A 12,364-nucleotide genomic window follows, 5' to 3' on the forward strand; every position below is an offset into this window, starting at 1 on the left:
GTGACGGTCGCGGAGCGACCTCCTCGACCACCGGCCCACCCGGTGTTCGAGCGTTGAAAGTTCGGGCGAGTCGTGGCAGGCCTAGGGTCGTCCGGGGGCGACGTGCGGCACGAGCCCGGTGTCGATCGGCTCGCGGGGCCGCACGAGTGTCGCGCCGAGCCCCGTGACGATCACGACGGCCGACACGCTCGTGCGCTGCGGCGTCACCGTGATCAGTCGCGCCGCCGCGGGCACCTCGACCGAGACGCCCCGTCCGGCCGCGATCTCGATCCGCTGATCCGGCAGCGCCTTCCCCGCATCGTCGTAGGCATCGACCAGCACCACCCCGGGCTTGGTGGCTCCGCCGAGCACGAGTTGCTTGGTGCCGGGCGGAAGCGGCGTACTGCCGGCGCCGGTGAGCGGATCGGTCGGAACCGCGTGAGTCAGGTCGCCGTCCACGAACATCACCAGTCCGGCCGTCGCGGGCACGGTGGAGACGAGCTCGAGACCGAGCGGCCGCTCATCGTCACGGGTGCCGGCACCTTTGAGGAACTTCGCCAGCGGGACCCGCACGACGCTGCCGGCCGGCAGTGCGATGTCGTCGGCGCCCTCGGGGGCGAAGGTGGCGTCGCGGGTGACGAAGCGCAGGCTGACGCGGCCGGCGTCCGCGCCCGGATTCGCGACGACGAGCACACGCTTGCCGGCACCCCCGGGGAGGCCCATCAACAGGTTGCGCGTGGCCGGCGCCGACTGGGGCGGCAGTCCGTCGGTACCGGACTGGCCGTTGCCGATCTCGGCGAAGGTGTCGAGTACGGACGCCGCGATCCGCCCGCGCAGCGTGCGCACCCGAAGGGCCAGGTCGTCCTCTCGCGGAATCAACTGCGCCAGGTCGAACTCCCGCGTCTCGCCTCCACGCACCGCCACCCCGCGCAACGCCGGGACGTCGACGGGCCCCTTGCGGCCGAGCACGACGACGTCGACGATCGCGCGCCCGCCGTCCGGATTGGCGAGTTGGAGCACCGACTGGTGTTTCGCACCGGCGCCCACGCCGGTGAACCACTCGTCGAAGTCGGGTGGACGGCAGTCGATGTTGCTGAGCGGCCGCCCGAAGCGTCCGGCGACCAGCCCTGGCGCGAGGTCGCCGCGGCCCACCAGCACCGCGGACTTGTTCCCCAGCGACAGCGAGTCGGTGATGCCCGGGCCGACCTCGGCCTCTCGGTCGATCCCGCCGGTGCGGACCTCGATCGTCCCGCGAGCACCCGACATCGAGGCGACGGCGAGATCCGTCGCACCCGGCGGGCAGATGATCACCGACCTGCTCAACGGCACGTTCTGCGGCCCGTGGCTCGGGGACGTGCCGCCGGCGGCCCGCACCCCGAGCGCCGCGAGGACGGCGAGCAACGGCACCACGACCATCACCGCGGTGAGCGGATCGACGGCTCGTGCTGCCTGGATACGACGGCGTGCGGTCTGGTCGGACACCGCGGCCCGACGTCCGGTCTTCTCGGTCACCGCGACGCCACCTCCTGCGTGGCCGCGTCCCCAGCCTGGGCAGGCGACGGTCGTGTGGCCCGACTCACGCCGCGGCCCGCCCGGATCGTCGGCGCGCACTGCACCGCAGCGACGACGGCTGCGACCATCTGCACCAGAATCAGCAGGCTGCGCATTGCTCCCGGACCGCTGTCCGGCGCCTGCGGCCGCGTCGCCTCCGACCCGCCGGGCACCACCTGCCAGGCGCGGGTGCCCGGCTCCGAGCTCACCTGGACCAGACCCTCGGCGGAGTCCAGGACGGCGGCGATCGCGCCGTCCGCAGGGGCGGGCTGGACCACCCAGGCGATTCCCGCACGGCTGAGTTCCTCGGCGACCTCGTCGGTGGGGCGAGCCACGAGGACGCGGACCGTGTCCGAGGCCCCCGCGTCCTCCGGCGTGAGCGCGAGGATCTCGTCCTGACCGACGACCACTCCCTCGCCCCGTCGCACGCTGTAGGTGACGCCTTCGGTCACGGTGCCGCGCAGGACGAGCACGCCGTTGCCCGCGGCCGCCTCGCTGTTCTGCACGATGTAGGCCGGTGCGACGCGGGCCGGCGTCGATCCGATCTCGGTGTCGGCCGTCACGAACCACCCCCACCCGAGCACGGGAACCGCCGCAGCGGCCACGGCAAGGGCGACCAGGCCGATCCGGACCCGCTCGCCGGGTACGACGTCCCGCACACCCTGGGCCCCCAGCATCACCGCGGTGATCAGGCAGGCGTGCACGATCACCGCGACGATGCCGAGCCCGGCCGGCGTCTCGACCGAGGCGACCGTGAACTCCACGGCCCCCACGGCGACGGCGCACAGCGTGGCGACGAGCGCCACCAACCAGCAGAGCGCGACCGGCACCCGGGTCGCGCGCGGCACCAGGGCGAGCAAGGCGAAGGCGACGACGGCGAGTCCGAGCCACTGCGGTGCGCCGCTTCCGTCGAGACGCCCGGCGAGGAAGTCCCAGGACGACGTCGCGCCCGACGGAAGGCGGCCGGTGTCGAGCAGCAGTGCCGGCCCGGCGCCGTGCAGCAGCGCGGGGAGCCACCACGGCAGCAGGACCACCCACGGGAGGGCGACCGCGAGCACCGGCGGCCCCCAGACTCCGCGGGTGAAGAGCTCAGGCGCGCGACGCCGCCCGATCACCACGACCAGCCCCACGAGCACGGCGGGGACCAGCCAGGAGAGCGGGGTGAAGGCGGTGGCGATGGTGAGCAATGCGCCGGCGCGCCAGCCGGCGCGACGACGCCGTTCGACGTCGGGGTCGAGGAAACCGACGGCCGCGTGGGCGATCCACGGGACCAATGCCGCAGCGACGACGAGCCCGAGCCGGCCCTGCCCCCACGCTCCGCTGGTGAGCGGCACCAAGGCGTAGGTGATGGCTCCGCCGGCCAGGATCGCGCGGGGCGTGCCGCGAGGACGGACGAGCCGCCCGGCGACCCGCAGGAAGCGCCACGCCCCCCACAGCGCGACCGGCACCGCACCGAGTAGGAGGAGGCTGATCGCACCCTGGGGGCCGGTGACCAGAGCGATGGCGGCGAGCACCACGACGTAGGCCGGTGCGGGTACGTCCGAACCCAGACCGAGGGCGTGCGAGGCGTCGAGGTGGAGCGACCACCACGTGCCGGACGACGTCGGGGCCGGCGAGAGCGCTCCCCCCGAGACCGCGCCCCACGCGACGTGGGACGACAGCACGGTGCCGACCGCCACCACGGTCAGAGCGACCGCGACCGGGTTGGTGAGGAAGCGCGCCAGCGCGCCTGAGTCGGTGAGCTCGTCGTCCTCCTCCGCGCGCACCCGGGCGGCAGCGAACGAGGCGGGGTCGCGCTCTGCCGCCGCGAGGCGACGGCGTTCGGCCACGTCGGCGGCCTGATTCATCGCCGCGCCGACCAGATCCCCCACGAAGTCCAGGCCATGGCGGTAGGGCAACCACCACGGCGCCAGAAGTCCGTTCAGCCGGTTGTCTCCACTGCCCGCGCCGCGCCCTGCGCGGCGACGGCGCGCCGCTGCGATCTCGCCCGGTTTGGAGAGCACCGAGACCAGAGCGGCAAGGTCGTCGAGCGCCTCCCCGGGCGAGCGGACCAGCAGGAATCCCAGCATCCGCAGCACCGTGCCGAACGTGAGCCGCACGATCCGCCAGGGCAGCGAACGCGCAGTCCCGTTGACAAGCAGCGTCCACAACGCGGCGCGGCGCTCTTGGTAGTGGGTGTGGCGTCCGGTCAGCGGAGTGCGACGCACGCCTCGGTGGGACGCCTCCGCGTGGAAGACCACCGCGCGCGGCACCACGAGCGTGGTGTGGCCGGCCGCGGCAGCACGCCACCCGAAGTCGAGGTCGTTGCCGAAGATCGGCAGGTTCTCGTCGAACCCGCCGAGCTCCTCGAGCACCGAGCGACGGACGAGCATGCCGGCGGTGTTGACGGCGAGCACCTCGCTGGGCTGGTCGTGCTGGCCCTGGTCGTACTCGCCCCGCTCCAGGCCAGTCTCGCGCCGCCCGGTGCCCGAGATCGTCACACCGATCTCGAGGATCCGACGCAACGAGGGCCATTCGCGCAGCTTCGGCCCGAGTACCGCGACGTCCTCGCGCTGGCGCGCGGCGTTCAGCAGCTGCCGCAGCGCGTCGGGAGCCGGGCGCGCGTCGTCGTGGAGCAGCCAGACCCACGGCGTGGCCTGGTCGGGGTCGACCTCGGCGAGGCGCGCCATCCCGAGCGCGACCGCCGTCGGATAGCTCGTACCCGAACCGGCGGCGAGCACCTCGCACGGGGCGTGCGCGTCGGCGAACGCAGCCTCGAGCAGCTGCGGGCTCTGGTCGCGGCTGCCGGTGTCGACCGCGATCACCCGGCCGACCAGATCTCCCTGCTCGGCGAGACCCTCGAGCACTCCGGGCAACCACTGCTCGCCATCGTGACTGACCAGGAGCACGGCCACGGCGCCGTGCGGAACCGAAGCCGCCACGAGGAGGGACACTACCGCCCGCGCACGGGGATCGAGATGCCCGAGGCGGGCGACCGGCTCGCCGGGTCTCGAAGCCCCGTGAACGCAGAGGGACCCCGGCCGATTCGGCCGGGGTCACCCTCCTGCTGTTGTGCGGCGCGACGCCGCGCGGCCGTTCAGACGGCCCGCTTCTTCAACTTGCGTCGCTCGCGCTCGGACAGACCGCCCCAGATACCGAAACGCTCGTCGTTCATGAGCGCCGACTCCAGACAGTCGTCTCGCACATCGCACGAGAGGCAGACCTTCTTGGCCTCTCGCGTGGAACCGCCCTTCTCCGGAAAGAACGCCTCCGGGTCGGTCTGCGCGCACAATGCACGCTCCTGCCACCCGGCCTCGTCCGTCTCCGGCGTCAGGAGAAATAACTCCCTCATCTCTGCGTCCTCTCGACCCTGGACCAGCACACCGGACACGCTGGAAGTACAACGTGAGAATTACATGCCTGTCGTACACCCGCAGTCAAGCCCCCTTCTGGTAATGGCACCTGCGAAGACCATCCAGCGGGCCCCGTCCGGACGCGCCGGGACGGGGCGGCAGAGTTAGGTCCATGAAGAAGATCACCGTGCTCTCCGGCGGGATGGGCGGCGCCCGCTTCCTCCAGGGGCTGCTGCACGGCATCGCGAACGGCACCGTGCCCGGCCTCGACGCCGACGCGCACGTGACCGTGATCGCGAACACCGCCGACGACATCTGGGTCCACGGGATGAAGGTGTGCCCGGACCTGGACACCGTGATGTACACCCTCGGCGACGGCATCGACACCGACCGGGGCTGGGGACGGCGTGCCGAGACCTGGCACGTGAAGGAGGAGCTGGCCGCCTACGGCGTCGAGCCCACCTGGTTCGGCCTCGGCGACCGCGACATCGCCACCCACCTCGTGCGAACCCAGATGCTGGACGCCGGCTACCCGCTCTCCCAGGTCACCGCCGCGCTCTGCGACCGCTGGAATCCCGGCGTCACCCTGCTTCCGATGACCGACGACCGCGTCGAGACGCATGTGGCCATCGCCGACGAGGAGTCGCCCAGCGGACGTCGTGTCGTGCACTTCCAGGAGTACTGGGTGCGCCTGCGCGCCGCCGTCCCGGCCGAGATGGTCGTCGTGGTGGGCCTCGACGAGTCCAGCCCGGGGCCTGGTGTCATCGACGCGATCACCGACGCCGACCTCGTCGTGCTGCCGCCCTCGAACCCCGTCGTCTCGGTGGGCACGATCCTGGGAGTCCCGCGCGTGCGGGAGGCCCTGCAGTCGACGCCGGCGCCCGTCGTCGGACTCTCGCCCATCGTCGGCGGCACCCACGTGCGCGGCATGGCCGAGCAGATGCTCACCTCCATCGGTGTCGAGGTGAGCGCTGCCGGGGTGGCGCGCCACTACGGCTCACGCACCGCCGGCGGCGTCCTCGACGGCTGGTTGATCGACAGCCGTGACCACGACGCCGTCGAGGAGATCCGCGCCGCCGGCATCGCCTGCGACGCTGTGCCGCTCATGATGACCGACCACGACGCCACGGCCGCGATGGCCGCGGCGGCGGTCGCACTCGCGCGGAACGCCCGGTGACCGACGCCGCGTCCGGGGCTCCCCGTGGCGGCGTCGTCGTGAGCGCTTACGCACCCGACGGCGCACCGGAGGTCCGAGAAGGAGACGACCTCGCGGCGATCCTGCTGGGGCTGACGCAGATCGACCCGCGGACGAGGTTGCGTGACGGCGACGTCGTGGTGGTCACGAGCAAGGTCGTCAGCAAGAGCGAGGGACGCACCGGCCACGGCACCCGCGACGACCACCTGGCTGCCGAGACGGCGCGCGTGGTCGCACGCCGCGGCCCGACCACCATCGTGCGCACCCACCACGGACTGACCCTCGCCGCAGCGGGCATCGACGCCTCCAACACCGTCGCGGGCACCGTCGTCCTGCTGCCGCGCGACCCCGACGGCTCGGCCCGCGCGCTGCGCTCGGCCCTCCACGCCGCGCTGGGCGACGACGGTCCCACCGTCGGCGTCGTCGTCACCGACACCGCCGGCCGGGCCTGGCGCGACGGGCAGACCGACATCGCGATCGGGGCGGCGGGGCTCCGCGTCAGCGAGGACTTCGCCGGACGCCGCGACGGCTACGGCAACGATCTCGTCGTCACGGCACCGGCCGTGGCCGGCGGGGTCGCCGGGGTCGGGGGCCGCGGCGACCTGGTGCTCCCCCGGGGCGACGCCGGCCCGGGCGCCGGCGCCCTGATCCGCGACGACGGCGCCGACCTGTTCGGTTTCGGCGCGCGCGAGGCGGTCCTGCGTGCCATCGCGGGCGAGCCCGAGGACCGCCGTCCGTTCGGCACGAGCGTCCCGGCCGAGGAGCTCGTCCTGGCGCTCACGCAGGCACTCGGCATCCAGGCCGTGCAGGAGTCCCCGGCCCACGTGAGCCTCATGGCACCCGACGCCGTCACGTCGCGGCTGGTCGACCTGGTCGCCTTCACCCACGGGTGGGACGTCGACGACGCCCACCGCGGGGCGGGCACCCGCCACCTCCGCCCCACCAGTCCGTAGACTCTGCGCGATCCGCCGTGAGCCGACCGAGGTCGGCGCGAACTGATGAGGTATGCCGAGCGTGGCCAAGTCGAGCAAGTCCGCCAAGTCCGAGCGCCAGAAGCTCATCGACGACGCGATGAAGAAGCAGCGCGGCGCCGAGAAGCGCCGCGGCTTCGCCATCGTCGGCGTCTGCATCCTGGTCGCCGCCCTCATCGTCGGCGCCGCCGCCTGGCGGCCCGTCATGGACTGGTGGGACCTCCGCCAGTACAACGACCTCGAGCTCGCCGACATCGGCGCTCCGGCGTCGGCCTGCCAGGAGATCGTGACCCACGACGCCGAGGGCGTCAGCGACCACGTCCCCTTCGGCCAGTCGGTGACCTACACCGACGCGCCACCTGCCTTCGGTCCGCACTGGAACGAGGCCGGTGTCGCCCCGGCACCGTTCGCCGACAAGTTCTACGACGACTCGGACCGGCCCGAGCTCGAGTCCCTCGTGCACAATCTGGAGCACGGCTACACGATCCTCTGGTACGACGAGACGATCGCCGCCGACGACGACCAGATGACCGAGATCCAGGCGCTCGCGAAGAAGTTCAAGGCCGACGACGACAACTTCCGCCTGAAGTTCATCGCGGCTCCGTGGACCTCCGCCGACGACGACAAGGTCGAGCTCGCCAAGGACAGCAAGTCGTTCCCCGAGGGCCAGCACATCGCCTTCACCCACTGGAAGGGCGACGCCGAGAAGTCGACGGGCGTGTGGCAGTACTGCTCCGAGCTCAGCGGCGAGGCCGTCCGCGACTTCATGGACGAGTACCCCTACACCGACTCCCCGGAGCCGAACGCGATCTGACTCGCGAGAGGGCGCGGCGCGCCCGACCCGACTCGTGCCCGGGCCGTGACGGCCCGGGCACGGGTGTCTCCGGACAGAGCGGCCGGGCGGCGTGGATCAGAGGACGTCGTCGCGCCCGCGCTCACGCAGTCGGGCCACGATCTGCTTGACGTCCTGCGCGCGCTCGCGCGTGGTGACCAGCACGGCGTCGGGGGTGTCGATGACCACCACGTCGTCGAGGCCGACGACGGCCACCACGCGTCCCGAGCCCGGGGCCACAAGCCCGGTGGCGCCCTCGACCACGACGAGACTCTCCGGGGCGACGTCGGACGCCGTGGCTCCGGGAGAGAGCACCGCGACCTCGCCGGGCCTGTCCACGATCTCGCCGAGGGCGTCGAAGTCCCCGACGTCGTCCCATCCGAAGGACGCCGGCACCACGGCGACCCGGCCGGCAGCCGCCGCCGGCTCGGCGACGGCATAGTCGAACGCGATCCTCGGCAGCGTGGGCCACACGCTTTCCAACGTGCTCGGATCGGCGGCGATGGCGCGCAGAGCGGCCGCGAAGTCCGGGTCACCAGCCGCCAGGAGGTCGAGCAGGACCCCGCACCTCGCGACGAACATGCCTGCGTTCCAGCGATGAGTACCGGCCTGGACGTACTGCGCGGCGACCTCGGGCGACGGCTTCTCCACGAAGGCCTCGACGGCGAGAGCACCCGTGAGACCGTCGAGCGGCGCGCCCGCGTGGATGTAGCCGAAGGCCGAGGACGCCCAGGTCGGCTCGATCCCGATCGTGACAAGGAGGTCGTGACGGGCCACCTCCACCGCGACCGCGACCGCCTCACGGAAACCCTGGGCATCGCCGATGACGTGGTCGGCCGCGAACGAACCCATCACCGCCCGCGGATCACGTGCCTCGAGCATCGCGGCAGCGAGCCCGATCGCCGCCATCGAGTCGCGCGGGCTCGGCTCGGCCACCACGGAGCCGGACGGCAGCTCGGGGAGCTGCGCGGCGACGGCGTCCCGGTGCGCCGCACCGGTCACGACGAGGATGCGGTCCCCCGCCACGGGCGCGAGTCTGTCGACGGTCGCCTGGAGCAGCGAGCGGCCGGAGCCCACGAGGTCGAGGAGGAACTTGGGCGACGCCGCACGGGAGAGCGGCCAGAGCCGGGTACCGGCACCGCCGGCCGGGATCACCGCCCAGAACTCCGACCCGTCCCCGGCCTCTGGAGCGGTTCGGACGTCGTGAGGGGTCTCATGCGTCGCGTCCACGCCGGGAGGCTATCGAGAGGGCATCGGGAGCGCCTCGGCACACTGGTGCCCATGAGTAGGGGCCCGCGCCACACCACGTTCGCCGACGTCCTCGCTGATCGCGTCCGGCAGGCGCCCGGTCAGCCGCTGGTCACCTTCTACGACGAGGCGACGGGCGAACGCGTCGAACTCTCGGTGATCACCTACGCGAACTGGGTGGCCAAGGCGGCCAGCCTGCTCGTCGACGAGCTCGACCTCGAGCGCGGCTCACGGCTTCGGATCGATCTGCCGGCCCACTGGCTCGGCACGGTCTTCCTCGGCGCCGCCTGGCTGGCCGGGCTGGTGATCAGCGACGACGACGAGCCGGATGCCGTGGTGTGCGGGCCCGCGACGCTGCCGACGTGGGCGGCACGTGCGGATTCGACGAGCGTGCTGGCCTGCTCGCTGTTGCCGTTGGGAGTCCGGTTCGCCGACGGCGTACCGCCCGGCGTGCACGACGTCGGCGTGGAGATCTGGTCGCAGCCCGACGCCTTCACGCCCTGGGACCCGCCGTCAGGCGACGACGCGGCCTACCAGTGGGGCGAGTCGGTCACCACGCAGCGCGAACTGTGGGAGACGGGCCGCCCCCCCGCCCCCCCCCGCGGGGGCGGGGGGGGCCGCCTCCCTGNAGACGGCCGCCGCCGCGACTCTCGTCGCGGACGGCGGCCGCCTCCTCTCTGAGGCGGTCCCGGCTTCCCCACCAGGACTCGCCTCGTTCAGCGAGCCGCTCGCATGCGGCGGCTCGCTGGTCCTGGTCGCTCAGGCCGGGCAGGACCGGCTCGAGGCGATCGAGATCGCCGAGCACGTCACTGCCCGCTTCCCCGCCTGAGGACCGGGACGTCGGGATCGACTCAGCCGACCATGTCGTAGATCTCCATCCCCGTGCCGAGGAGCTGCGGCTGCTCGACGCCGGTCGGGGTCCCGTTGACCAGCCAGAGCTGACCGGTCTTCTTGGTGCGCAGCACCAGGTCGGGGTGACCTGCCATCGCGATGTCGCTGATGCCGACGACCCAGTCGAAGGAGCTGAGGTCGACATCGAGGGTGCGCGCCCCGGTCAACCCGCCCGGCCCGTTGCCGCTGAAGACCTGGAGGTTCTTGCCCTTGCGCATCAGGGTGTCCGGAGCGCCGTCTGGCCCCCAGAGCCCGACACCCACCTGGCGCTGAGCCTGCACCGCGCTGTAGGCGACGTAGGGGGCTCCCAGGCCCTGCAGACCCAGGCCCGGGTAGATCATCATCTTGCCGCCCTTGGGCTGGCCGATGAGATCGGGCCAACCGTCACCGGTCATGTCGCCGACGGCGGCGAGGAGCCCGACCTTGCCGAAGCCGGTGGCCAGCCGCTGCACCGGAGCGAACGCACCGTTGCCCAGGCCGCGGCGCAGGAACAGCGCGCCGTCGCTCTTGCGGCGGCTCACCACATCGGAGTAGCCGTCGCGGTCCCAGTCGCCGACGTTGAGGATCCGGTTGTCGCCGGAGAAGTTGACGCCCATCTGGATCGGCTTGCCGGCCTTGTACGCCGCGTTCGCCGAGCCCTTCTTCTTCTTGGCCTGTGCGGCCGGCTTCAACGGGATGATGAAGCCCTGGCCGTCGCTCGCACGGCGCACCACGATGTCGGGATGCGGGGTGCTGGCGAGGTTCGACTCCAGCTGCCGGCCGGTGAACCCGACCTGCGCCTGAGCCGCCAGCTTCCGGATCTCGGGGAGCTTGGCGTAGAGATACTTGCCCGGACACGCCGTCGAGGCGGCGTCCCGGTGGCCGTTGATGGCGCGGAAGTTCTTCTTCACCACCCACTGCTTCGCCGAGCCGGCACGAACCCCGTGCAGCGAGAGCTTCCAGGCGAACAGGGCGCCGTAGGCCTGGATCATGGCCTGACTCGGCTGGGCGATCTCGTAGTTGCCGATGGCCGACATCGCGAAGGCACCGTCGTTGTAGCCCAGGGTGTGGGCGCCGACGACCGGACGGTCCACGCCGCCGAAGCGGCCCTCCCAGATCCGACCGAATCGGTCGACCAGGTAGTTGTAGCCGATGTCGCTCCAGCCGCGTGACTTGGTGTGGTAGGCGTAGATGCCGCGCAGGATCGCCGGCACGTCCTTGGCCTTGTAGTCGTTGGCGTTCACCGTGTGGTGCACGAATCCCGCGTGGACCTCGTAGTAGCGCAGCGACGAGGCGTCGCGCATCGACTCGTCAGCGCCCCACTGGGCGCGGGAGTAGATGACCGGCTTGGGCGTGAACGCCGCTGCGGCGAGGTTCAGGTCACCGTCGGAGGAGCTGAGGTCGGGCTCGCTCGCCGGCACCTCGGGCGAGTCCTCTCCGACCGGGACGTCGGCGTTCTCCGTCGCCGCCGAGGGCGCACTCTCCCCTCCCTGGCGCATTGCCGGGGCGGGCAGGTCGCCGGTGTCGATCGCGGCGCGTTCGCGGCGGTGGGTGGTCTCCACGCCGGGGTCGATGACGGCGAGCTTGAGGTCCGGCGGTGCGGCCGAGCGGGTCGAGACGCGCACCTGCACCTGGTCCACCCGACCGACGAGCATCTCGTCGGTACCGGGGCGGGCCCTCAGCGCCTCGCGAGTGTCGGGGTCGGGGCCGTGCTCGTCGTGGTACTCCATCGACGACCAGTCCGACCAGTCGTCACCGTCCTGGGTGCGGACTTCGACGCTGATGTCGTCCTCCTCCAGGTCCGTGCCGTGCGCCCAGGTGACGCCGACCGCGCCGTAGCCGCTGACCGGCTGCGGCGTGCTCAGCAACTCGGCCGACCCTCCGACGACCCGGCGTGCGGTCGTGGCCAGCGAGCGGGCGGCGATCCGCGCACCCTCAGGCGGCGTCAGCGCGTACTCGTGGACGACGGGCTCGACGACGGCGTCGGGAACCACCGACGGCGTGCTGTTGGCGGCGACGTAGGCGGCCAATGCGGTGCTGCCGCCGGCGCCGACGCTGTGGGCACGGTCGGCCGACGGGCTCGGCACGAGGTCCAGCGACAGCATGGTGGCCGCCGGCGTGATGGCGGCGCACACCACACCGAGCACCAGCATCTGCTGGCACATCGTGACGAAACGGGAATGGCGAGAAGACATCGAAATCACTAGCTCCAGTGCGCGGGGAAGAGTCACACGAGTAGCAACTTTCACATCAGTCACACGGCCTGGGAAGAGTTCGTGAGTAACTACAACTCTGTAATTTCCAGTCGACACGCCGATAGATCTCAGAGAGTCTGATCGGCAGGATGCGCCGCTGATCCACCTATTTCCGCAGCCGACGGACAGCA

At 72.0% G+C, this 12,364-nt stretch carries 9 protein-coding genes; 4 read left to right on the top strand and 5 right to left on the bottom strand.

What is annotated here, in order from left to right:
• Positions 1-81: 81 nt before the first annotated feature.
• From KSO97_RS12860 to KSO97_RS12870, 3 genes are all read right to left on the bottom strand, one after another.
• On the bottom strand, positions 82-1,491 hold the full coding sequence (locus KSO97_RS12860; RefSeq protein WP_232679493.1) for a DUF5719 family protein: 1,410 nt from the start codon (positions 1,489-1,491) through the stop codon (positions 82-84).
• Positions 1,488-4,451: a glycosyltransferase family 2 protein gene (locus tag KSO97_RS12865; protein ID WP_232679495.1), complete on the bottom strand. Its 2,964-nt coding sequence runs from the start codon at positions 4,449-4,451 to the stop codon at positions 1,488-1,490. The genes KSO97_RS12860 and KSO97_RS12865 overlap by 4 nt, the downstream gene beginning before the upstream one ends.
• Positions 4,452-4,606: 155 nt before the next feature.
• Positions 4,607-4,861, bottom strand: coding sequence for a WhiB family transcriptional regulator (locus tag KSO97_RS12870; RefSeq protein WP_232679497.1), 255 nt, complete (start codon positions 4,859-4,861; stop codon positions 4,607-4,609).
• A gap of 173 nt (positions 4,862-5,034) precedes the next feature.
• Here KSO97_RS12870 and cofD point away from each other — a divergent pair, with 173 nt between their 5' ends.
• The 3 genes from cofD (at position 5,035) to KSO97_RS12885 (ending at position 7,842) form a co-directional block, all read left to right on the top strand.
• A complete protein-coding gene (gene cofD / locus KSO97_RS12875) occupies positions 5,035-6,039 on the top strand; it encodes a 2-phospho-L-lactate transferase (RefSeq protein ID WP_232679499.1) in 1,005 nt (334 codons plus the stop codon).
• A gap of 38 nt (positions 6,040-6,077) precedes the next feature.
• Positions 6,078-7,010: a coenzyme F420-0:L-glutamate ligase gene (locus KSO97_RS12880; protein ID WP_232679501.1), complete on the top strand. Its 933-nt coding sequence runs from the start codon at positions 6,078-6,080 to the stop codon at positions 7,008-7,010.
• Between the two features lie 61 nt (positions 7,011-7,071).
• Positions 7,072-7,842: a DUF3105 domain-containing protein gene (locus tag KSO97_RS12885; protein WP_232679502.1), complete on the top strand. Its 771-nt coding sequence runs from the start codon at positions 7,072-7,074 to the stop codon at positions 7,840-7,842.
• Between the two features lie 96 nt (positions 7,843-7,938).
• Here KSO97_RS12885 and KSO97_RS12890 read toward each other — a convergent pair whose 3' ends face one another.
• Entirely contained in the window at positions 7,939-9,090 is a 1,152-nt protein-coding gene (locus KSO97_RS12890) for a sugar phosphate nucleotidyltransferase (protein WP_232679503.1), read from the bottom strand.
• A gap of 51 nt (positions 9,091-9,141) precedes the next feature.
• Here KSO97_RS12890 and KSO97_RS12895 point away from each other — a divergent pair, with 51 nt between their 5' ends.
• A complete protein-coding gene (locus tag KSO97_RS12895; protein WP_232679504.1) occupies positions 9,142-9,789 on the top strand; it encodes a TIGR03089 family protein in 648 nt (215 codons plus the stop codon).
• Between the two features lie 170 nt (positions 9,790-9,959).
• Here the strand turns inward: KSO97_RS12895 and KSO97_RS12900 are convergent, their stop codons facing one another.
• Positions 9,960-12,173 (bottom strand): FG-GAP-like repeat-containing protein, encoded by a 2,214-nt coding sequence (locus KSO97_RS12900; protein WP_232679505.1) that lies wholly within the window; start codon positions 12,171-12,173, stop codon positions 9,960-9,962.
• Positions 12,174-12,364: the final 191 nt, after the last annotated feature.

This window comes from Nocardioides sp. R-C-SC26 (assembly GCF_021246465.1).
Taxonomy (GTDB): domain Bacteria; phylum Actinomycetota; class Actinomycetes; order Propionibacteriales; family Nocardioidaceae; genus Nocardioides.

Coding starts and splice junctions, on each gene's coding strand:
- KSO97_RS12870 (WP_232679497.1), bottom strand. CDS start 4,861: ATGAGGGAGTTATTTCTCCTGACGCCGGAGACGGACGAGGCCGGGTGG.
- cofD (WP_232679499.1), top strand. CDS start 5,035: ATGAAGAAGATCACCGTGCTCTCCGGCGGGATGGGCGGCGCCCGCTTC.
- KSO97_RS12900 (WP_232679505.1), bottom strand. CDS start 12,173: ATGTCTTCTCGCCATTCCCGTTTCGTCACGATGTGCCAGCAGATGCTG.